The organism is Bacillus sp. RC240 (genome assembly GCF_044907945.1).
GTDB classification, from domain to species: domain Bacteria; phylum Bacillota; class Bacilli; order Bacillales; family Bacillaceae_G; genus Bacillus_A; species Bacillus_A mycoides.
Genome location: NZ_JBIYCT010000008.1, coordinates 105,575 through 126,063 on the forward strand (window position 1 = coordinate 105,575; position 20,489 = coordinate 126,063).

Sequence of the window (20,489 nt, forward strand, 5' to 3'; positions counted from 1 at the left end):
ACAGCTCTTTTTGTATGGGAAATTATATTATCTATTCAAATGGTAGAATCGATTTTGGGATTTGTTAATACCTCAACTTCATCAACAATTCCTTAATTTCCTCATCCTGCATAAAGAGATCATGGTGCTTCTCTGTAATCTTCGCAAGTGCAACATCATGATAGAAGAACTCCGTAAAGAACTTCACGAAAGGTTGTGACATTGTTTTCATCGCTTGCCATGATTCTTGCTCTACACCAGCAAATAAAATTTCACGATCGTCAACGATGAGTAGTAAATAACGCTCTAATGCGTTGGGTTCTTGAGCTGGGATTAAAAAATGCATGTTTTCTAAGTCAGTTTCCACTTTTCCAACTATGAGGGACTCGACTTGGACGCCTTGTTTTTCTTTTTGTTCTAGTAAAGGAAGATATTCTAAAAGGGTATCGTTCCATGCGGAGATGCGTATGGATTCTTTCGCATCCTCTATAAGTTGCCTACTTTGTACTTTAATAGAAGACTGCATTTTTAAACTCCAAACGCGGTCATCTGTAAATGATTTTTTAGAAATATTATTTTCAAGTTCTTTAATATTAGATTGGAATTCTGTCGTTAACTTTTCAATTGCTAGCTTGAGTGGCAATGCTGTATACAATTTTTTCTTTTCAGAAACAGAATCCATTACCATCCCTTTATCAATTAGTCGTGCTAACACTTCGTATATTTTTGCTTTTGGAACACCTGAATGTTTAACGATAGTTGTTGCATCTAATGGGTCATTGCTTGATACGACAACTTCATAAGCTTGGCTTTCATATTGTGAGAAACCGAATTTTTGTAGCATAGTTCCCTCCGAACGAATGAGATTATATAGTTTAAGGATAATGAACTATTTGTTTTTACACAAGTGTTGAGATAACAAGTAAGTTGATTGAAATGAGAATAAATTTCAATTTTTTAAACTATATGGATTGAGCTTTCTGATTTATCTATTATACTTAATATAGTGATTAATGCGATTAAATTTTACCGAGAAGGGGATGCTTGAGGGAATATGTTGAGAAGTTTACGTTTAAAAATTGCAGTAGTATTTTCGGTACTTATTTCTATGATGTTTGTAATATTAGGTACAGCTGTGTATCAATTGCAAAAAGAGAAAGAAACGCACTCCTTAGACCAGTATTCTGAAAATACGATGGATCTTGTGACAGAGCAGTTAACTGCATTTATGCAGCGAATTGAAGAAGATATGGGTCATTATGGATCTCATGATGATATTCAAAACATGCTACAAGATGGGGTTACTCCAGAAGAGGAGAATTTTATTTTAAAGGAATTTTCAAGGTTTAAAAAGAATCATCCTGATATTTTAGATGTCTACATTGGGACGAAAGATAAAAAAACGTTGAGTGCAAATCTTGCAGATGGTGGTACAGTTCCAGAAGGATATGATCCGACGAGTCGCCCTTGGTATAAAGCGTCAGAAGCAGCTACAGAATCGACTATTTGGGGAGAACCACAATATGAAATCGCGACGGGTAAGTTAAGTATTGGAGTTTCAAAAGCCATTGTCGGACAAGATGGTTCTGTGTTAGGTGTTGTAGCAATGGATGTATCACTAGGAACGATTCAAAAGCTACTCCATAATATTCAATATAATAATGGCGGAGAAATGTTTGTTATAAATGATAAAAATATTGCCATTGTGTACCCGGAGAAAGTAGGAAAAGATGTTTCGAAAGAACCACTTGTTAAAAGTTTAAATAAAGATGAAACGAAATTTGCAGCGGCGACATTAGGTGGAAAAGATGTAGTAGCCTATAGTCAATTGTTTGATAAGATGAAATGGAAAATCGGGATTGTATATCCGAAAGAGTCCATTGATAACTTACTAATAGAAACAAGAAATACAGTTATTATAATGGCATGTATAAGTTTATTGATTGGAATATTAGCTTCGTATGTATTCTCAAGAAGATTAGCAAGACCATTACAACTATTAACAAATCACGTTCAAAAAGTAGCGGAAGGTGATTTAACACTACAAATGAAGGTGACAAGTAAAGATGAGGTTGGTATGCTTACGACTCACTTTAATCATATGGTTGAGCAAATGAATGAAATGGTAAGTAAAATTAAAAATAGTGTATCGACAGTACAGAAATCGACTCACAATCTGCATTATTTAACGAATGAAACTGTAGCAGCTAGTAGAGAAGTTTCAGGTGCAATGGATGATGTGAGCGGAGGCGCGTCTACTCTTGCTAATAGTGTAGAGGAGGTTTCAGCGCAACTTGAAAATATGGCGCAGTCGATGGAAGAAATGAATAGTTCCGTTGGTGAAATAAAGGGAGTGACTGGTAAGGCGGAAGAAGCATCTAAGCAGGGACTCAATACGATGCGAAATTTAGTTCGTACAAGAGAACAATCATCTTCTATCGTTGTTCATACGGAAGAAGCGTCCGGTAAGTTAGAGCAAAGGGTTGGATCGATTCAAAATGTGGTAGAACTTATAAAAGGTCTTTCGGATCAAACGAATTTACTGGCTTTAAACGCTTCAATTGAAGCAGCACGTGCAGGTGAGCAAGGTAAGGGCTTTGCTGTTGTTGCGGAAGAGGTTCGGAAATTAGCTGAACAATCAAAAGAGGCAACGGGTGAGATTACAATAATGATTAGCGATGTGCAGTTAGAAGTAAAACGAGTTGTAGAAGTTGTAAGTAAATTGAAAGACATTGCGGATATACAAAATAAAGTTACGACAGAGGCGGAGACAGAATTCCGCACAATTATGTCAGTTGTAAATACTATTAGTACCTCAGTTGAAAAAATTGTAGAAGAGGTAAATAACATAGGTCACGAGCAAGAAGAAATTACAGAAGTTATGCAAACAATTGCTAGCACGAGTCAAGAGAGTGCGGCTGTTTCTGAAGAGGTAAATGCAGCAACTGAGTCACAAGTGAATCATTTAGAAAAAGTAGCTCATACGATGGAAAGTTTGGCAGAGAATATGCAGGACTTAGAAAGATTGGTTGAGCAGTTTAAAGTAGAAGAGTAACGTATTAGTAAAATGATGAGAATTTCGGTAAAATAGACAATGGATATATAAGAAGCAGTAATAGGAGGAAGATTATTATGGCAATTGTTGATGTATCGATTATTCCAGTAGGAACAGGTAATCCAAGTGTTAGTGAATATGTAGCAGAAGTACAAAAGGTACTAGAGAAAAATGCTGATCGCGTGAAGTATCAATTAACACCGATGAATACAGTAATTGAAGGAGATCTTCCTGTCATTTTAGAAGTCATTCAACAAATGCATGAAGTTCCATACACGAAAGGTGCACAGCGCGTTGCGACAACAATTCGTATCGATGATCGCCGTGATAAAGTAAGTACGATGGAGAAGAAATTAAACTCTGTTCAATCAAAATTATAAGAAAAAGCAGCGATCTTCGCTGCTTTTTTCATATAGGAGGAAAATAAGATGAGTGAAAAGTTTAATGAGCAGTTTGATGGCTTGCTAGAGAAATACACGGAACTATTACTTGGAGAGAGCAACGAAGAGCGAAAAGAGCAGGTACAGAAATGGGCACTTTATTCTTATATGGCTAAGACGATGCCAGCTTTAGTGAAACATTGGAATGAGACGTATCCAGATGCAAAAGAAGAGATGGTACAGTTAATTACGAATATTAAAAAGCTGAATGATGAGAAGCGAAATGAGAAGTAAGAAGGCTTGAGATAATGTTACCTCAAGTTTTTGTTATTAATATCCTTATATAATTTACATGAAATATAAATGGTTTTGTGAGCATGTCGAATATTTTCGGCATGCTCATTTTTTCCCTAGTAAACCCGTTTTTTCTGAATGTCGAAAAATATTTTCTTCATATTTATAAACGAGGATATAGGGTTTTAAATGTTTTGATAGTATTTTATAAATTATCTAAATAATTATTTGTATCAAATAATTTTAAACAATGATATAATTTCGAAGAGGGGTAAAAAACAGATAAATTATAGTCATAGGGGTGAATTACATGGAACAATTAATGCGAAATTCGTTTCTTTTCTTATCTAAAAATAAAGCGCTAACAAAACTGGCTAAAAAGTACGGTTTACGCTTTGGTGCAGGTCGCTTCGTCGCAGGGGAAACGATTGAATTAGCGACAGCTGCAATTAAAGCATTAAATAAGCAAGGTCTTTGTGTAACAATCGATTATTTAGGTGAATTCGTTGATAACGAAGCGGAAGCAAATGAAATGGCTAGCGAATCGATTGAAGCAATTCGTGCAATTGGAAGAGAAGGTCTTAATTCGCAGCTTTCTTTAAAGATGACTTCTATGGGATTAGATATCTCTGACGAAATCGTAATGAACAATATGCGCCGTATTTTAGAAGCTGGAAAAGAAAATGGTGTGTTTATTACAATTGATATGGAAGACTATACGCGCTGCGGAAAAACAATTGATATCTTTAAACAATTAAAATCTGAATACGATAATATTGGTACAGTTATTCAAGCTTACTTATATCGTACAGAAAAAGATATGGAAGATTTAAACGCTTATAATCCTAATTTACGTCTTGTAAAAGGGGCCTATAAAGAACCTGAAGAAGTAGCGTTCCCGGAAAAGAAAGATGTAGATGACAATTATAAAAAAATTATTAAAATGCACTTATTAAATGGAAATTACACTGCAATTGCTTCACATGACGAAGCGATTATTGAATATACGAAAAAACTTGCGGAAGAACATAACATTCCAAGGGATCAATTTGAATTCCAAATGTTATTTGGTATTCGTACAGAGCGTCAACTTGAGCTAGTAAAAGAAGGTTACAAAATGCGCGTTTACGTGCCTTATGGAAACGACTGGTATGGCTATTTCATGCGCCGTCTAGCAGAACGTCCAGCAAACGTTGCATTCGTATTAAAAGGTATGATCAAAAAATAACCAAGGAGAAAATACTCCTTGGTTATTTTAATTGCTGAAATGCGTAGTGCGCCATTTTCTTCGTATCAGGATATAGCTGCGTACGAGTAGAAGATAACACGACGTTAATGACGCGTTTACCGTCTTTTTCATCAACTGTTACGACTGTGTATTTTCCGAGAGCTGATAAACCGCTTTTACTTCCAATCGCATATGGATCGTCATATAGTTCTTCTCGTCCATAGTTTGCGATTTTTGGAGATCGCTCTGAAGTATGTAGTGTTGTATGTATTGAATTCATATATTCTAAAACGATCGGATACTTTAATGCTTCTTTCGTAATAATAGCAATATCATAAGGTGATACTTTATTTCCAAGTGCATCAGCACCACTTGCGTTTTTGAAAGTCGCATGCTTTGTACCAAGTTCCTTCGCTCTAGCATTCATCATTTTCACAAACTTTTCTTTTGATCCCGCAATATGTTCAGCGATTGACTCAGCGATTGGGTCTGCACTAATAATAAGCATAAGTTTTAATGCCTCATCACGTTTTAACTTTTCACCCGCGCGAAGCTTAATCTTTGCACTTTGACTTTCTGTTTTAATAGCATTCTCTGTAACCGTAATTTCTTCATCTTCTTTTACATTCTCTAGTAAGAGTAAGGTAGTCATCATTTTCCCTATACTAGCGGGATAAGAGCGTTCATCTTCCCGTTTTCCATACAAGATTTCACCTGTGTCTGCATCGATTGTAATCCCGTATTGCCCAGTAATGTTAGGCTGATCTACTTTTACAGCTTGTTGTCTGTGAGCGTAAGAAAAGAAAATCATCCCTGTAAATAATGTGGCAATCATTACAATCATAATTATTGTTCGTTTCATCGTCGTTCCCTCTTTTGTTTTCCATATGTACAAATAAATTGGGCAGAAAAAGCAGCCATTAATCATTATGCCACGTTCTCTGCCCAAAAATATAGCGTTATTTTTCGCCCATATTATGCTTCTTAAATTGTTGGTTATTACTTTGACGCCCTTTTTCAACACCGTGATTATGCGGACCTGCATTTCCAGTTACACTTGCTGCGCTAATTCCAGCTTTTGAAGGGTTCTTCTTAAGTTTTGCCATATATATTCCTCCAGTTTCGTCAGATTATAAAAAAGGAAAAGTGCATTTTAATGAAGAAAATACACATGTATAGCATAGCCAAATGAAAGAAATATATTTATTTCAGAAAATTTTATCAATAAATATATTGCGAAAATTCAAACTGTATCATATATTTATTAGTAGAGGCTCACTCATTGATTGCGACTTATGTCGAAAAATTGAATGAGCATTCATTCAAGAATAGGGGGAGAAATGGATGTTCCAAATTAAAAAGGCTGCTGTTCTAGGTTCAGGCGTAATGGGTTCAGGGATTGCGGCACACTTAGCTAATATTGGTATTCCGACATTATTGCTTGATATTGTACCACCGGCGCTTACGAAGGAAGAAGAAGCGAAGGGACTTACATTAGAACATAAAAGTGTGAGAAATCGTTTTAGTAATACGGCTGTGCAAAAACTATTAAAGCAAAAACCAGCTCCTCTGACAGTGAAAGGAAATTTAGCACTGATTGAAGCAGGTAACTTAGAAGATGATCTTGAGCGTCTAGCTGATGTAGATTGGATTATTGAAGTAGTAGTTGAAAACTTAGATATAAAGAAGAAACTATTTGAAAAAGTAGATGCTGTTCGTAAACCAGGCTCAATTGTGAGCTCAAATACATCAGGCATTTCCGTTGAAAAAATGGCAGAGGGTCGTTCAGACGACTTCCAGAAACACTTCTTAGGAACACACTTTTTTAACCCACCACGATATTTAAAACTTCTAGAGGTAATACCGACGAAAGAAACTGATCCACAAGTATTAAGCTTCATGAAACTATTTGGCGAAGACGTTCTTGGAAAAGGCGTTGTTATCGCAAAAGACACACCAAACTTTATTGGAAACCGCATCGGTACGTATGGATTGCTTGTAACGCTTCAAGAAATGATTAAGCGTGGCTATAGCATTGGAGAAGTTGACTCTGTAACAGGTCCATTAATTGGTCGTCCGAAGAGCGCAACGTTCCGTACATTAGATGTTGTTGGTTTAGATACATTTGTACACGTTGCAAATAACGTATATGAAAATGTACAAGAAGAAGAGCGCGATGTATTTAAAGTACCTGCTTTTATGCATGACATGCTTGATAAAAAATGGCTTGGAAGCAAAACAGGTCAAGGCTTCTTCTTAAAACAAGGAAAAGAAATTTTAGAATTAAACCCTGAAACGATGGAATATGGAGCGCGTAAAAAATTAAAAGCTGCGTCCGTAGAGTTAAGTAAGCAAGAAAAAGGATTAGCGAATAAATTGAAAGCGCTTGTATACGCGAAAGATCGCGCAGGAGAGTTGTTATGGAATATTATCACACCAACTCTTTTATACTCTGCAAAGCTTCATAAAGAAATTGCTGACGATATTGTTGCAATTGACCAAGCGATGAAATGGGGCTTCGGATGGGAGCAAGGACCATTCGAGATTTGGGATGCAATCGGCGTTGAAAAGTCTGTTCAAAAGATGGAAGAAAACGGCGCAGTTGTTCCTACTTGGGTGAAAGAAATGGTAGAGAAAGGTTTCACTACTTTCTATAAACATGATAACGGCGATAGCTACTATTACGACAATGGTGAATATAAGCTAATCGAACGTAACAAAAAAGCAATTTCTCTTAAGCAGTTAAAAGAGAAAAACGGTGTGTTAAAGAAAAATAGCGGAGCGAGCTTAATTGATTTAGGCGATGGTATCCTTTGCTTAGAATTCCATTCGAAGAGCAATGCAATCGGTATGGATATTACGCAAATGATTAACTACGCTGTTGATGAAGTAGAGAAAAATTATAAAGGTCTTGTTATCGGAAACCAATCGAAGAACTTCTGCGTTGGTGCGAACCTTGCAATGATCTTAATGGAAGCACAAGACGACAACTACTTCGAAATTGAGTGGGTTGTGAAAAACTTCCAAGATGCAATGACGAAAATTAAGTACTCTTCTAAGCCAGTTGTAGCGGCGCCATATGGTATGACGCTTGGCGGCGGTACAGAAGTTTGCTTACCAGCTGCGAGCATTCAAGCTTCTAGCGAAACGTATATGGGCTTAGTAGAAGTAGGTGTTGGCTTAATCCCTGGCGGAGGCGGTAATAAAGAGCTATACATTAAACACTTAAACAAAATGGCAAACGGTGTAGAATTCGACTTACAAAAAGTTGCGAATAAAGTATTCGAATCTGTAGCGATGGCGAAAGTTTCTACATCAGCACAAGAAGCTGTATCGAACAACTTCTTAGGCGATAAAGACGGTATTAGTGTGAATGGTGATCACTTACTATATGATGCGAAACAAAAAGCACTTTCTTTATATGAAGCAGGTTATAAAGCACCTATCCGCAAAAAGATACCAGTTGTTGGTGAGACAGGATATGCAGCGCTTGTACTTGGTGCAGAGGCAATGCATTTATCAGGTTACATTTCTGAACATGATCTGCACATTGCGAAGAAACTGGCATATGTCATTGCGGGCGGAAAAGTGCCGTACGGAACAGAAGTTGATGAGCAGTATTTATTAGATGTAGAGCGTGAAGCATTTATTAGCTTAGTAAGTGAGATGAAATCACAAGCAAGAATGCAGCACATGCTTGTAAAAGGAAAACCATTACGTAACTAATAACGAGGGGAGATATCGTTCATGAGAGAAGCTGTCATTGTTGCGGGAGCAAGAACACCAATTGGAAAAGCAAAGAGGGGTTCATTAAAAACAGTTCGTCCTGACGATCTAGGGGCGTTAGTAGTAAAAGAAACGTTAAAGCGTGCGAATTATGAAGGACCAATCGATGATTTAATTTTCGGTTGTGCGATGCCAGAAGCAGAGCAAGGTTTAAATATGGCTCGTAATATCGGTGGGCTAGCAGGACTTTCTTACGATGTTCCAGCTATTACAATTAACCGTTACTGTTCTTCAGGCTTACAAAGTATCGCTTACGGAGCAGAGCGCATTATGCTTGGTCACTCTGAAGCTGTATTATCAGGCGGAGCGGAATCAATGAGTCTAGTTCCAATGATGGGACACGTTGTTCGTCCGAATAGTCGCCTTGTAGAAGCAGCACCAGAATATTATATGGGTATGGGGCATACAGCAGAGCAAGTTGCTGTGAAATATGGAATTTCTCGTGAAGAGCAAGATGCATTCGCGGTAAGAAGTCATCAACGTGCTGCGAAAGCATTAGCTGCAGGGAACTTTGCTGATGAAACAGTATCTGTAGATGTAACATTACGTACTGTTGGATCAAATAACAAACTGCAAGAAGAAACAATCATTTTCGCACAAGACGAAGGTGTAAGAGCAGAGACGACGCTAGACATTTTAGGTAAATTACGTCCAGCATTTAACGTTCGCGGTTCTGTAACGGCTGGTAACTCTTCACAAATGAGTGACGGTGCAGCATCTGTACTATTAATGGATCGTGAAAAAGCAGTGAGCGATGGCATGAAACCACTTGCAAAATTCCGTTCATTCGCAGTAGCTGGAGTACCACCAGAAGTAATGGGAATCGGCCCAATTGCTGCAATTCCGAAAGCGTTAAAATTAGCTGGTTTAGAGCTATCTGATATCGGTCTATTTGAACTAAATGAAGCATTCGCTTCTCAATCTATCCAAGTTATTCGTGAACTTGGTCTAGATGAAGAAAAAGTAAACGTAAACGGCGGTGCAATCGCACTTGGACATCCACTTGGCTGTACAGGAGCAAAACTAACACTATCTCTTATTCACGAAATGAAACGTCGCAACCAACAATTCGGTATCGTAACAATGTGTATCGGTGGCGGAATGGGAGCAGCGGGAGTATTTGAATTACTATAAAAAAAGTGGAAGCGGCTCGCTCAGAATGTGAGGGGGATGGAGCTTCAGACGAAGAGGCGCTGTTTGCCTCGTAGGAAGAAGCGAAGCCACCGAACATTCTAGCCGCTGGAACTGGATTATAAAAAAAGTGCAGGTGGCTCGTTCAGAACAGGAGGGCGTTGGAAGCCCTGACGAAGAGGCGTTTTTTGCCTCACAGGAAGGGGTGAAACGACCGACTGTTTTAGCCACCGGAACTAGATTAAAAAAGTGGAAGCGGCTCGCTCAGAACAAGAGGGCGCTAAAGCAAAGAATGGAAGCAACAAAGGTTTATAAAAAATAAAAATGAGAGCCAGCTTCTTTCAAAATGAGAGAAGCGGCTTATGAAAATATGAAGGAGGAAATTTTCATGGAAAAAACAGTAGGAAATGCGGTTAAAGGCGGTAGCTTTTTAGTAGAGGAAATTACAATTGATCAAGTGTTTACGCCAGAAGATTTTTCATCTGAGCATAAAATGATTGCAAAAACGACAGAGGACTTTATCGTAAATGAAGTTCTTCCGGAGCTTGAATATTTAGAGCAACACGAATTTGATCGTTCTGTGCGTCTTTTAAAAGAAGCTGGTGAACTTGGTTTACTAGGCGCTGACGTACCAGAAGAGTACGGCGGAATTGGTCTTGATAAAGTAAGCTCAGCGTTAATCGCAGAGAAATTCTCGCGCGCTGGTGGTTTTGCAATCACTCACGGTGCTCACGTTGGTATCGGATCTTTACCAATCGTATTATTCGGTAACGAAGAGCAAAAGAAAAAGTATTTACCATTACTTGCAACTGGTGAAAAATTAGCGGCATACGCATTAACAGAGCCAGGTTCAGGGTCTGACGCATTAGGTGCAAAAACAACGGCACGTTTAAATGCAGAAGGTACGCATTACGTATTAAATGGTGAAAAACAATGGATTACAAACTCTGCATTTGCTGACGTATTTATCGTATACGCAAAAATAGACGGTGAGCACTTCTCAGCATTTATCGTAGAGAAAGAATATGCTGGTGTATCTACAAGCCCAGAAGAAAAGAAAATGGGTATTAAATGTTCTTCAACTCGTACGTTAATTTTAGAAGATGCATTAGTACCGAAAGAAAACTTACTTGGTGAAATCGGTAAAGGCCATATTATCGCGTTCAACATTTTAAATATCGGCCGTTATAAATTAGGTGTTGGTACAGTTGGATCTGCGAAACGTGCAGTAGAAATTTCAGCACAATATGCAAATCAACGTCAACAATTCAAACAACCAATCGCTCGCTTCCCATTAATTCAAGAGAAACTTGCGAATATGGCAGCGAAAACATATGCAGCTGAAAGCTCTGTATATCGTACAGTAGGTTTATTCGAAAGCCGCATGAGCACATTATCTGAAGAAGAAGTAAAAGACGGTAAAGCAGTAGCAGCTTCTATCGCTGAATATGCAATCGAGTGCTCTTTAAATAAAGTATTCGGTTCTGAAGTGCTAGATTATACAGTAGATGAAGGTGTTCAAATCCACGGTGGTTACGGATTTATGGCAGAGTACGAGATTGAAAGAATGTACCGCGATTCTCGTATTAACCGTATTTTCGAAGGAACGAACGAAATTAACCGCCTAATCGTACCAGGTACGTTCTTACGTAAAGCGATGAAAGGTGAATTACCACTTCTTCAAAAAGCACAAAAATTACAAGAAGAGTTAATGATGATGATGCCAGAAGAAGTAGGCGATGAGCCATTAGCGCTTCAAAAATATTTAGTAACTAACGCGAAGAAAATTGGCTTAATGGTAGCTGGATTAGCTGCTCAAAAATACGGTAAAGCATTAGATAAAGAGCAAGAAATTCTTGTGAATATCGCTGATATCGTAAGTAACCTTTACGCAATGGAGTCAGCTGTTCTTCGTACAGAAAAAGCAATTAAAACAACTGGTCTTGAAAAGAATAAACAAAAAGTGTTATACACTGAAGTATTCTGCCAAGAAGCATTCAACGAAATCGAAGCAGATGCGAAAGAAACACTTATCGCAGTTGAAAACGGCGACATGCTGCGCATGATGTTATCATCATTACGTAAATTAACTCGCCACACACCACTTAACGTAATTCCGAAGAAGCGTGAAATTGCTGCAAAAATTTTAGAAGATGAGCGTTATACAGTTTAATACCTTTAAATAACAGTAGTCGTTTATACGACTACTGTTATTTTTTTTGAAAAAATGAAATTTTTAGTGACATAAAACTAATGCCATTAGTATAATGAAACTAATAGCATTAGTTTTTTCGGAAAGGGAGCTGAAAATATGAGAATGATACATGAGAAAACGGTATATCAATTGTCATTTTTACCAAGAGTGTTTCCTGTGAATTGTTACTTTGTGGAGGAAGAAGATAGTTTAACTTTAATTGATGCCGCTTTGCCATATAGCGCAAAAGGTATTTTACAGGCGGCTGAGAACATAGGAAAACCCATTACTAAGATTGTATTAACACATGCGCATGATGATCATATCGGTGCACTAGACGCATTAAATGAAGTACTTCCTAATGTTCCAGTCTATATTTCTAAGCGGGACGCAAAGCTGTTAGAGGGAGATACGACGTTACAAGAGGATGAACCGAATATACCGATAAAAGGCGGTGTACCTAAAAAGGTAAAAACGGTACCTGATGTTTTATTGGAAGATGGCGACCGAGTTGGATCGCTTCTTGCGATTATGACACCGGGACATACGCCAGGATCCATGTCGTTTCTTGATGTACGAAATAAAGCTCTTATTGTCGGGGATGCATTCCAAACAAGAGGAGGTATGGCTGTTTCGGGTCAAATGAAATTTTGGTTTCCGTTCCCTGCGATGGCAACGTGGAGCAAAGAAATATCATTACAAAGTGCAGAGAAGTTAAGCGAATATGAGCCTTCCTTGCTTGCGGCAGGACATGGGAAAATGATAAAGGATCCAGGCACTGTCATAAAACTTGCTATTAAGGAAGCTAAGCGGAATATAGAAAGTATGAAAGAAGGTTAATTTATGTCACCGAGAATCGGACTTACATTACAGAAAATTGTAGAAACAGCGGCCGAAATTGCAGATACAAATGGAATACAAGAAGTAACGTTAGCTTCATTAGCACAAAGGTTAGGGATACGTTCTCCCTCGCTATACAATCATGTGAAAGGTTTACAAGATGTACGGAAAAATCTTGGTATTTACGGAATAAAACAGCTGCATAACAGACTGGAAGAAGCGGCTGAGGGTAAACGTATGGATGAAGCAGTTCATGCTTTAGGAGAAGCGTATGTAGCATTCGTACGCAAACATCCTGGATTGTATGAAGCAACTTTTTTACGAGATGAAGAAGTAAGAAAAGCAGGTGACGGAATTGTAAAGCTTTGTCTTCATGTTTTACAACAATACGGCTTAGAAGGAGAGAATGCACTTCATGCGACACGTGGATTCAGAAGTATTTGTCATGGGTTTGCGTCGATTGAACAGCAGGGTGGATTTGGTTTGCCGCTAGATTTAGATACAAGTTTACATGTGTTATTGGAAACGTTTATTAAAGGATTACATGTAATGAGAGATTGAATAGGAAGCGAGACACCCGGAAACCTTAGAATCGATTCTAAGGTTTTTTAATGCATATGATTTTAAAAGAACGGTAGGTGGGAGGATTAAAGTTTTACTTTACTAATGTTAAAAATAGTTTACATGATGTTAAAAATAAATTACAATAAAAATATAGAAAATAATGTAAAACGAGGAGAGGTTATGAAACAGAGTGGGAATTTACAAAATAATCTCATTGTACTTAGAGCAGAAAAACGCTGGTCACAAACGGATTTAGCGAACAAAGCTGGGGTAAGTAGACAAACGATCGCCTCAATTGAAGCGAATCGTTACAATCCATCTTTAATTTTAGCTTTTGAAATTGCGCATATTTTAGGTAAGGAGTTTCATGAAGTTTTTCAATATAAGATAGAGGGGGAAACGGAATGAGTATTGTAATAGGGATAATAATCTCAGTAGCAGGACTAATAGGTGTTTTATATTCAACACGTTTTCAGAAGAATGAAGGGGAAGATGAAAGAGGCGAGCATATTACAGGGAATGCAGCTAAAATTTCATTGTTTGTATTTTTATTTCTATATTTAGTTATCTTTTTAATTGGGAATCTATATTCATTGACAGGCGAACAGTATAAGTTAGCAAATGTATTTTTATTAGCTGGAGTACTTTGTTCGTATGCTTTAACTATCGTAGTTTTGAAAAGAAAATATTAGCTGGAAAAGAGCTGTTTTACATATGTATTTGTAAACGGCTCTTTTTAGTTAAATGATATTATTTTGCAGGCTTTAGAAATGTATATATTGCTAATAAGAAGTTGAAAAACATAAATACGAAAGGGTCTTGGTTTGGATTCGGATCATAATTTTTTTGAGTGTTTGTAAGGAAGTTATGGATTTTCATAGTCATTGCTCCTTTGTATGTAGATAAATTGGTAAGAGGTTTATAAAATCGTGATTTTAATTAAACTAACACTTACTAATAGAGTCGCACTAATAAATATTAGGAAAAATGTATTGTTACGATTTTTATAATTGTTAAGTGCTATAAATAAGAAACAAATGAGAAATAACATATGTAACGGTATAGAAGTGAGTAATGGCTTTGAAGTTAATATATCAATTAATAATTTCATATATAGGATTGCATAAACAATAAAGAAGATAACTTTAAACTTTTTTTGCATAAGCACACCTTCTTAATATGGTTTATTTGTTAGCAGATGTTACAATTCCTATTTTAAACATTCGTATTATTCTGTTATTATAACAAAAATTCATTTAAATAAATAGATGTAGTTGGTTGGAGTATGAAAGGGATTTAAAAAAGTTTTTAATGAATATGATTTAAAAAGAATCAAATAATAAATGATGAATGAACAAAGAAAGGCGGGTATGTTCTATGCAAAACTTAACAGAGCTTGAAGTAGAAAACTTACGTCATTTAATTGGTGGACATGCGACGATTATTAACAAATTGGACCAGTATGCACAGGCTTGTACAGATCCACAGCTAAAGCAAATGCTACAAAAGGATGCACAAGATGCACGAAATACGAAACAGCAATTAATGAATTTTCTAGGATAGGAGGAAGAGGGAAATGAATGAAAAAGATATGGTAAATGATTATTTAGCAGGGTTAAATTCAAGTTTAACAAGTTATGCAAATTATATTTCTCAGTCTGATAATGAACAGTTACATCAAACGTTAATTCAAATTCGTAATCAAGATGAGATGCGTCAACGTAATATGTATGAATACGCAAAGCAAAAGAGTTATTACAAACCGGCAGCACCTGCTAATCCAATGATTGTACAGCAATTAAAAAGTCAATTAAGTGCGGAATAGTGTGATGAATGAAACGAGCGAATGGATTCGCTCGTTTTTTTGTTTGGTATATGTCAATAAATACATAAAAAATATTTTTTCAGTTGTAACAAATATGACGAAAATCGAATATAACAATTCACAAAAAGGACAAAAGTTTGTTCAATGTTTCACAAAGTATCCATGGTTTCTATCGTGGGAATCTTTATAATTAGGAGTGTAAAGAACAAAAGAAATAGATTACATGATCGATTAGGAGAGATTGCTATGAATAGAAACACAAGAAAAATTGCAATTATTGGTACTGGATTAGTTGGATCGAGCTGTGCGTATTCAATTGTGAATCAAGGCATATGTGAAGAATTATTATTAATTGATATAAATCATGAACGAGCAGTTGGAGAAGCGATGGATTTATCACATTGCATTAACTTTACAAATACAAGAACAAAAGTATATGCAGGAAGTTATGAAGACTGCAAAGATATGGACATTGTAATTATTACAGCAGGACCAGCGCCAAAACCTGGACAAAGCCGTTTAGACACTTTAGGAGCAAGTGCAAAGATTATGGAAAGCATTGTTGGCGGCGTAATGGAAAGTGGATTTGATGGCATTTTCTTACTCGCATCGAACCCAGTTGACATTATTACATATCAAGTGTGGAAGTTATCTGGATTACCTAGAAATCGTGTGATTGGTACAGGTACATCACTAGATTCTTCTCGCTTAAGAACAATTTTATCTGAAATGTTACATGTAGATCCTCGTAGTATTCATGGGTATTCATTAGGAGAACATGGTGATTCTCAAATGGTTGCTTGGTCTCACGTAACTGTTGGTGGAAAGTCGATTTTACAAATTTTAGAAGAGAAAAAAGACCAATTTGGTGAAATAGATTTAGATGAAATTGTTGAGAAGACTGCAAAAGCTGGATGGGAAATTTATAAGCGCAAAGGAACTACTTATTACGGAATCGGAAATTCTTTAGCTTATATTGCTCGCTCAATTTTCAATGATGATCACCGTGTTATCGCTGTTTCAGCCATTTTAGATGGTGAATATGGCGAATACGATATTTGTACAGGAGTACCAGCAATTATTACTAGAGATGGTATAAGAGAAGTGGTAGAACTAAACTTATCAGAAGATGAAGAAAGTCGCTTTGCAAAATCAAACGATGTTTTACGCGATTATATGAAAACAATTGGTTACTAAATTATAGGAGAAGGTGAAACAAATGAAGGAATATATAATGTCTCGTGTGTTTAAAGCTTCAGCCGGAATCGCACAGGGTATTTTCGTATCCCTTGGAATTGGTTTACTGATCGAAAATATAGGAAGAATTGTTGATCTCCCATTACTTATTACAATCGGAGTTGTTGCAAAATCACTTATGGCACCAGCAATTGGAGCCGGGATTGCCTTTATGCTCGGTGCAAACGGACTCGTAATTTTCTCAGCGATGGTAGCTGGAGCAATTGGAGCTGGTTCAATTTCAATTACTGAAGCTGGTCTCATCATTAAAACAGGTGAACCAATCGGTGCATTATTAACAGCGACTTTAGCAGTTTATATTGGTAAACGATTAAGTGGAAAAACTGCTTTAGATATGATGCTCGTTCCATTTGCAGCAATATTAGGTTCTGGTTTAGTCGGTATTTGGTTAGCTCAAAATATTAGCCCAGTTTTAAATACAGTTGGAGCATTCATTAAAGATAGTTCAGCTGGTAGCCCGTTTATCGCTTCTATCGTGATTGCTGTAGTTTGGGGATTGTTACTTATCTCTCCAGCTTCATCAGCTGCGTTAGCAATAGCACTTAGTTTAGACGGCGTTGCAGGCGGTGCAGCACTTGCAGGATGTGTTGCTCAATTTATCGGATTCTCTGTTATTTCAGCGAAAGAAAATAACTTAGGTGGCATATTAGCCCAGGCACTTTGTACTCCAAAAGTGCAGTTACCGAACATTACTAAAAATCCAATGATTCTCGTCCCAACTGTCGTCGCCAGTGCAATAGTTGGCCCAGTATCGGCACTAATTTTCCAACTGGAAGCAGGAAAAGAAATTGCAGGTCTTGGATTAAGCTCTCTTATAGCACCAATTAATTTAATTTCCAGCCAAGGGTGGGAAGTTGTCCCAGCGATGGTAATCACTTATATCATCATTCCAGTAGCTGTTTCTTATATACTTTACATTGCTCTTAAAAAAGCAGGTCGTATTCATTCTGGTGACATGACTGTACCACAATCTTAATTTGAAAATCTCCTTAATATAGAGAAAAGCAGACTGAAGCCACAGTCTGCTTTTTACATTTTTTGATTTTGTTTTACTGGAACACGTACTGTTTCTTTTGCTAATAATAGCTGAACACCAAAGTATAGTACGCTTGCAAGCGTCATTCCAGAAATAGCGTCTACAAATGCATGCTGCTTCGTAAATAATGTTGATAAAATAATAAGCGTACCGAAGAAAGTAAGGATGTAATATTCCAAAGTATGCTGTTCTCTACGCTTAAAGGCAGCTAACATAATTACAAATGTCGTAAGGACATGAATGCTTGGGAAGCAGTTTACTGGATGATCAATACTATAAATATAGCGGACTAGTTCGGAAAATACATCTGTTCCAACGACGGTTGGGCGTGGTACAGTTGTCTGCCAAAAAAAATAAATCGAAAAACAAGCAAGTTTTCCAAGAATTACACTACTTAAAGTGACATAATATTGCTTTCGATCAGCAAAACAGTAATAAATAAGTGCACCGTATAAGTATGGAAACCAAAGTAAGTAAGGAATAATAAATGCTTTGACAAATGGAATCCAATCATCTACTACAGTTGTGACATCTACTGCGTGAACAGTAGATTTATTTAATACATCGTAAAGGGGACTTACGAGTACGAGTAGAAGTATATAACTTAACGGAAGAAGAGATGAAAGTTTAAATTTCTTCATGATAATCTCCTATGTTTTAGTAATGTAAATAAATTCAATTGATTATAATATAGAAAATCCAATTGGGCTATCGATTTTACTTACATTTTCTTGAATTCACCTTACATTTTTGTCACTTGACTTAAAAGAGGGGGAGGGTGCTATATGAAGCGTTCACTGTATTTCTTAGTTTTTATATTGTTATGCCTGGTGAGTACTGGGTGTGCAAAAGATAAAGAAGGAGAGAATTTAGAATATAACGGGAGAGCACTCGTCATTGGAGTTGTTGGTGAAAAGCCGAAAGATACATTTAGAAATATAAAGTTTGAAAAAGTGACGTTAGAAGAACTGAAAAAGGAATCTGGAGCAGTAGATGGTTTTCTAATAATGAAAGAGCACTTTCAAGAAGCTTCGAAAGAGCAGTATAAAGATGTATTTTCATCGCTAAAGAAACCAGTGTTTTTTATTGGTTTACAAGATAAATCATATTCAACTTTTATTACAAAAGGGATAGAGTATAACAGTGCACGAAAAGATGTAAATGCTATGTACGTGCAAGGTTTTGCAAATATTGGAAGTGGCGAAGGGCAACAATGGGGAGTAGGTTTATCGAATGGTGGAAATACAGAAGAAAGTATTCATAATATGTATATAGTAGTATTTCAAACCATTTCGGACTATTTAAGTCGATGATGAAGGAGCCTGTAAAAGGGCTTCTTATTTTTTAAATAAAGTGAAACTTTAATCAGTGGGGGTTTTGTCCAGCCCCCCACTGATTATTAGCCCGCACCAATCGGGCTCTTACGGGCAGTTATCTCCCACCTCCCATTTGCCGAAATTCGAGGTGGGAGTCTTACTGCCCGCAAATAGCGGGATAAACGTTTGTTTAAGATATATGTTCGGTATAGAAAATCATGTATTCCAAAGGTGATATAGAAAAACATGAAATTAATCAAACGTTTGTTTAAGAGGTATGTTCGGTATGGAAGAATTCATGTATTCCAAAGGTTGTGGTAGAAAAACATGAAATTAATCAAACGTTTGTTTAAGGTATATGTTCGGTATAAAAGAATCTACGTATTCCGAAGGGTGAGGTAGAAAAATATGAAATTAATCAAACGTTTGTTTAAGATATATGTTCGGCGTGGGATGAGAAAAAATTATATATTTAATTTTTCTTAATAAATGGCGGAAAAATAAGAAAAATTAGCAGGATTATTAAAAATTATCACGAAATAAGTAAAAGTTTAGCGAATAATCGTTTGAAATAATAAAATGTTTTCTATATGATAAAGGTAAAGGTTAGTAAAAAAGTAGGTGAATTTATGACAGTAACATTTTATTCATATCCAAAATGTGGCACATGTCAAAAAGCAAAGAAATGGTTTGAGGCAAACGATGTAGCATATGAGATGATTCATATTGTTGAAAATCCACCGTCAAAAGAAGATTTACGTAATTTACATGAGAAAAGTGAATTACCATTAAAAAAATTCTTTAATACAAGTGGAATGCGTTACCGCGAACTTGGTTTAAAAGATAAGTTAAAGGATGCAAGCGAAGACGAAATGTACGAGCTTTTAGCATCTGATGGCATGTTAATTAAACGTCCAATTGTAACAGATGGAACGAGTGTAACACTTGGTTTTAACGAAGAGCAGTTTGAAAGTGTGTGGAAAAAGTACCAATAAGGTATTTTTACATAATTAATACATTCACTGGAGGTACAGTCATGAGCATTCCAAATAATTTACGTTACTCTGAAGAACACGAATGGGTAAAAACAGAAGGTAATGCGGTTGTTATCGGTATTACTCATTTTGCGCAAGGTGAGTTAGGCGATATCGTATTCGTTGAACTTCCTGAAGTAGGTGCAACAATCCAAGCTGACGAGCCATTCGGAAGCGTAGAATCTGTTAAAACAGTTTCTGAATTATACGCACCTGTAAGTGGTAAAGTTGTAGCAGTAAACGAAGAATTAAGTGACCAACCAGAACTAGTTAACGAATCTCCATACGAGGGTGCATGGATGGTTAAAGTTGAACTTTCTGATGCAAGCCAAGTTGAGAAGTTATTAACTGCAGAAAAATATGCAGAAATGACAAACCAAGACTAATTATAGTCGAAGAAAAAGGACAGCCTTTGTGCTGTCCTTTTTTATGTTGTGTACATAATGAATTTAAAAACATATATATTAATTATTATGTAGGAGAACGTTTTTGAAAAACTTTTTTCATGGAGGCTTCATGCTGAGCGAGCGGCTTGCGCTTTTCGTTGTCTAGCTCCAGCGGCTAGAACAG

24 protein-coding genes are annotated in these 20,489 nt (G+C 36.7%); 18 read left to right on the plus strand and 6 right to left on the minus strand.

The window, feature by feature from the left end:
• Positions 1–64: 64 nt before the first annotated feature.
• Positions 65–823 carry a TrmB family transcriptional regulator gene (locus tag ABH955_RS22210; protein ID WP_016121009.1) on the minus strand — a complete coding sequence of 253 codons (759 nt, stop codon included), beginning with the start codon at positions 821–823 and terminating at the stop codon, positions 65–67.
• A gap of 210 nt (positions 824–1,033) precedes the next feature.
• Here ABH955_RS22210 and ABH955_RS29200 point away from each other — a divergent pair, with 210 nt between their 5' ends.
• The 4 genes from ABH955_RS29200 to ABH955_RS22235 all read left to right on the plus strand — a co-directional run bounded on the left by ABH955_RS29200 (position 1,034) and on the right by ABH955_RS22235 (position 4,936).
• Positions 1,034–3,034: a methyl-accepting chemotaxis protein gene (locus tag ABH955_RS29200; RefSeq protein ID WP_483862312.1), complete on the plus strand. Its 2,001-nt coding sequence runs from the start codon at positions 1,034–1,036 to the stop codon at positions 3,032–3,034.
• Between the two features lie 77 nt (positions 3,035–3,111).
• On the plus strand, positions 3,112–3,414 hold the full coding sequence (locus ABH955_RS22225) for an MTH1187 family thiamine-binding protein (RefSeq protein ID WP_002089423.1): 303 nt from the start codon (positions 3,112–3,114) through the stop codon (positions 3,412–3,414).
• Positions 3,415–3,462: 48 nt separating this feature from the next.
• Entirely contained in the window at positions 3,463–3,708 is a 246-nt protein-coding gene (locus ABH955_RS22230; RefSeq protein ID WP_001290599.1) for a YusU family protein, read from the plus strand.
• Positions 3,709–4,018: 310 nt separating this feature from the next.
• Entirely contained in the window at positions 4,019–4,936 is a 918-nt protein-coding gene (locus ABH955_RS22235) for a proline dehydrogenase family protein (protein WP_002112697.1), read from the plus strand.
• 22 nt (positions 4,937–4,958) lie between these two features.
• Here the strand turns inward: ABH955_RS22235 and ABH955_RS22240 are convergent, their stop codons facing one another.
• Together ABH955_RS22240 and ABH955_RS22245 are read right to left on the minus strand one after the other, a co-directional pair.
• Positions 4,959–5,798, minus strand: coding sequence for a D-alanyl-D-alanine carboxypeptidase family protein (locus tag ABH955_RS22240; protein ID WP_404491679.1), 840 nt, complete (start codon positions 5,796–5,798; stop codon positions 4,959–4,961).
• A gap of 97 nt (positions 5,799–5,895) precedes the next feature.
• Complete coding sequence (locus ABH955_RS22245; protein WP_085312722.1) at positions 5,896–6,042, minus strand: YuzL family protein; 147 nt, start codon at positions 6,040–6,042, stop codon at positions 5,896–5,898.
• 238 nt (positions 6,043–6,280) lie between these two features.
• Here ABH955_RS22245 and ABH955_RS22250 point away from each other — a divergent pair, with 238 nt between their 5' ends.
• The 7 genes from ABH955_RS22250 (at position 6,281) to ABH955_RS22280 (ending at position 14,143) form a co-directional block, all read left to right on the plus strand.
• Positions 6,281–8,662 carry a 3-hydroxyacyl-CoA dehydrogenase/enoyl-CoA hydratase family protein gene (locus ABH955_RS22250; RefSeq protein WP_002015954.1) on the plus strand — a complete coding sequence of 794 codons (2,382 nt, stop codon included), beginning with the start codon at positions 6,281–6,283 and terminating at the stop codon, positions 8,660–8,662.
• Between the two features lie 21 nt (positions 8,663–8,683).
• Complete coding sequence (locus ABH955_RS22255) at positions 8,684–9,856, plus strand: acetyl-CoA C-acetyltransferase (protein WP_001206343.1); 1,173 nt, start codon at positions 8,684–8,686, stop codon at positions 9,854–9,856.
• 385 nt (positions 9,857–10,241) lie between these two features.
• Positions 10,242–12,026 (plus strand): acyl-CoA dehydrogenase family protein, encoded by a 1,785-nt coding sequence (locus ABH955_RS22260; RefSeq protein WP_016102228.1) that lies wholly within the window; start codon positions 10,242–10,244, stop codon positions 12,024–12,026.
• Between the two features lie 138 nt (positions 12,027–12,164).
• A complete protein-coding gene (locus ABH955_RS22265; RefSeq protein ID WP_404454463.1) occupies positions 12,165–12,887 on the plus strand; it encodes an MBL fold metallo-hydrolase in 723 nt (240 codons plus the stop codon).
• A 3-nt stretch (positions 12,888–12,890) separates the two neighbouring features.
• The gene (locus ABH955_RS22270) at positions 12,891–13,448 is read left to right on the plus strand and encodes a TetR/AcrR family transcriptional regulator (RefSeq protein WP_404441929.1); all 558 of its coding nucleotides are present in this window, start codon (positions 12,891–12,893) and stop codon (positions 13,446–13,448) included.
• A gap of 183 nt (positions 13,449–13,631) precedes the next feature.
• Positions 13,632–13,859 (plus strand): helix-turn-helix transcriptional regulator, encoded by a 228-nt coding sequence (locus tag ABH955_RS22275; protein WP_404442592.1) that lies wholly within the window; start codon positions 13,632–13,634, stop codon positions 13,857–13,859.
• A complete protein-coding gene (locus ABH955_RS22280; protein ID WP_404454460.1) occupies positions 13,856–14,143 on the plus strand; it encodes a DUF2178 domain-containing protein in 288 nt (95 codons plus the stop codon). The genes ABH955_RS22275 and ABH955_RS22280 overlap by 4 nt, the downstream gene beginning before the upstream one ends.
• Before the next feature lie 58 nt (positions 14,144–14,201).
• Here the strand turns inward: ABH955_RS22280 and ABH955_RS22285 are convergent, their stop codons facing one another.
• Entirely contained in the window at positions 14,202–14,330 is a 129-nt protein-coding gene (locus ABH955_RS22285) for a hypothetical protein (RefSeq protein WP_404454457.1), read from the minus strand.
• 40 nt (positions 14,331–14,370) lie between these two features.
• Positions 14,371–14,613, minus strand: a complete 243-nt coding sequence (locus tag ABH955_RS22290; RefSeq protein ID WP_219301032.1) for a hypothetical protein — start codon at positions 14,611–14,613, stop codon at positions 14,371–14,373.
• 215 nt (positions 14,614–14,828) lie between these two features.
• On the opposite strand from ABH955_RS22290, the gene ABH955_RS22295 reads away from it, so the two are divergent.
• The 4 genes from ABH955_RS22295 to ABH955_RS22310 all read left to right on the plus strand — a co-directional run bounded on the left by ABH955_RS22295 (position 14,829) and on the right by ABH955_RS22310 (position 17,509).
• Positions 14,829–15,014: a hypothetical protein gene (locus ABH955_RS22295; RefSeq protein ID WP_201034464.1), complete on the plus strand. Its 186-nt coding sequence runs from the start codon at positions 14,829–14,831 to the stop codon at positions 15,012–15,014.
• A gap of 13 nt (positions 15,015–15,027) precedes the next feature.
• The gene (locus tag ABH955_RS22300) at positions 15,028–15,276 is read left to right on the plus strand and encodes a spore coat protein (RefSeq protein ID WP_002015950.1); all 249 of its coding nucleotides are present in this window, start codon (positions 15,028–15,030) and stop codon (positions 15,274–15,276) included.
• Positions 15,277–15,522: 246 nt separating this feature from the next.
• Positions 15,523–16,473 carry an L-lactate dehydrogenase gene (locus ABH955_RS22305; protein WP_431182324.1) on the plus strand — a complete coding sequence of 317 codons (951 nt, stop codon included), beginning with the start codon at positions 15,523–15,525 and terminating at the stop codon, positions 16,471–16,473.
• A 22-nt stretch (positions 16,474–16,495) separates the two neighbouring features.
• A complete protein-coding gene (locus ABH955_RS22310) occupies positions 16,496–17,509 on the plus strand; it encodes a PTS sugar transporter subunit IIC (protein ID WP_404441922.1) in 1,014 nt (337 codons plus the stop codon).
• 53 nt (positions 17,510–17,562) lie between these two features.
• On the opposite strand, the gene ABH955_RS22315 is transcribed toward ABH955_RS22310, so the two are convergent.
• On the minus strand, positions 17,563–18,210 hold the full coding sequence (locus ABH955_RS22315) for a phosphatase PAP2 family protein (RefSeq protein ID WP_002129758.1): 648 nt from the start codon (positions 18,208–18,210) through the stop codon (positions 17,563–17,565).
• A 144-nt stretch (positions 18,211–18,354) separates the two neighbouring features.
• Here ABH955_RS22315 and ABH955_RS22320 point away from each other — a divergent pair, with 144 nt between their 5' ends.
• From ABH955_RS22320 to gcvH, 3 genes are all read left to right on the plus strand, one after another.
• A complete protein-coding gene (locus tag ABH955_RS22320; RefSeq protein ID WP_404491680.1) occupies positions 18,355–18,882 on the plus strand; it encodes a hypothetical protein in 528 nt (175 codons plus the stop codon).
• 632 nt (positions 18,883–19,514) lie between these two features.
• Positions 19,515–19,880, plus strand: coding sequence for an arsenate reductase family protein (locus tag ABH955_RS22325; protein ID WP_002129756.1), 366 nt, complete (start codon positions 19,515–19,517; stop codon positions 19,878–19,880).
• Between the two features lie 41 nt (positions 19,881–19,921).
• Complete coding sequence (gene gcvH / locus ABH955_RS22330; RefSeq protein WP_000026895.1) at positions 19,922–20,305, plus strand: glycine cleavage system protein GcvH; 384 nt, start codon at positions 19,922–19,924, stop codon at positions 20,303–20,305.
• Positions 20,306–20,489 lie beyond the last annotated feature (184 nt).

Coding starts and splice junctions, on each gene's coding strand:
- ABH955_RS22210 (WP_016121009.1), bottom strand. CDS start 823: ATGCTACAAAAATTCGGTTTCTCACAATATGAAAGCCAAGCTTATGAA.
- ABH955_RS29200 (WP_483862312.1), top strand. CDS start 1,034: ATGTTGAGAAGTTTACGTTTAAAAATTGCAGTAGTATTTTCGGTACTT.
- ABH955_RS22225 (WP_002089423.1), top strand. CDS start 3,112: ATGGCAATTGTTGATGTATCGATTATTCCAGTAGGAACAGGTAATCCA.
- ABH955_RS22230 (WP_001290599.1), top strand. CDS start 3,463: ATGAGTGAAAAGTTTAATGAGCAGTTTGATGGCTTGCTAGAGAAATAC.
- ABH955_RS22235 (WP_002112697.1), top strand. CDS start 4,019: ATGGAACAATTAATGCGAAATTCGTTTCTTTTCTTATCTAAAAATAAA.
- ABH955_RS22240 (WP_404491679.1), bottom strand. CDS start 5,798: ATGAAACGAACAATAATTATGATTGTAATGATTGCCACATTATTTACA.
- ABH955_RS22245 (WP_085312722.1), bottom strand. CDS start 6,042: ATGGCAAAACTTAAGAAGAACCCTTCAAAAGCTGGAATTAGCGCAGCA.
- ABH955_RS22250 (WP_002015954.1), top strand. CDS start 6,281: ATGTTCCAAATTAAAAAGGCTGCTGTTCTAGGTTCAGGCGTAATGGGT.
- ABH955_RS22255 (WP_001206343.1), top strand. CDS start 8,684: ATGAGAGAAGCTGTCATTGTTGCGGGAGCAAGAACACCAATTGGAAAA.
- ABH955_RS22260 (WP_016102228.1), top strand. CDS start 10,242: ATGGAAAAAACAGTAGGAAATGCGGTTAAAGGCGGTAGCTTTTTAGTA.
- ABH955_RS22265 (WP_404454463.1), top strand. CDS start 12,165: ATGAGAATGATACATGAGAAAACGGTATATCAATTGTCATTTTTACCA.
- ABH955_RS22270 (WP_404441929.1), top strand. CDS start 12,891: ATGTCACCGAGAATCGGACTTACATTACAGAAAATTGTAGAAACAGCG.
- ABH955_RS22275 (WP_404442592.1), top strand. CDS start 13,632: ATGAAACAGAGTGGGAATTTACAAAATAATCTCATTGTACTTAGAGCA.
- ABH955_RS22280 (WP_404454460.1), top strand. CDS start 13,856: ATGAGTATTGTAATAGGGATAATAATCTCAGTAGCAGGACTAATAGGT.
- ABH955_RS22285 (WP_404454457.1), bottom strand. CDS start 14,330: ATGAAAATCCATAACTTCCTTACAAACACTCAAAAAAATTATGATCCG.
- ABH955_RS22290 (WP_219301032.1), bottom strand. CDS start 14,613: ATGCAAAAAAAGTTTAAAGTTATCTTCTTTATTGTTTATGCAATCCTA.
- ABH955_RS22295 (WP_201034464.1), top strand. CDS start 14,829: ATGCAAAACTTAACAGAGCTTGAAGTAGAAAACTTACGTCATTTAATT.
- ABH955_RS22300 (WP_002015950.1), top strand. CDS start 15,028: ATGAATGAAAAAGATATGGTAAATGATTATTTAGCAGGGTTAAATTCA.
- ABH955_RS22305 (WP_431182324.1), top strand. CDS start 15,523: ATGAATAGAAACACAAGAAAAATTGCAATTATTGGTACTGGATTAGTT.
- ABH955_RS22310 (WP_404441922.1), top strand. CDS start 16,496: ATGAAGGAATATATAATGTCTCGTGTGTTTAAAGCTTCAGCCGGAATC.
- ABH955_RS22315 (WP_002129758.1), bottom strand. CDS start 18,210: ATGAAGAAATTTAAACTTTCATCTCTTCTTCCGTTAAGTTATATACTT.
- ABH955_RS22320 (WP_404491680.1), top strand. CDS start 18,355: ATGAAGCGTTCACTGTATTTCTTAGTTTTTATATTGTTATGCCTGGTG.
- ABH955_RS22325 (WP_002129756.1), top strand. CDS start 19,515: ATGACAGTAACATTTTATTCATATCCAAAATGTGGCACATGTCAAAAA.
- gcvH (WP_000026895.1), top strand. CDS start 19,922: ATGAGCATTCCAAATAATTTACGTTACTCTGAAGAACACGAATGGGTA.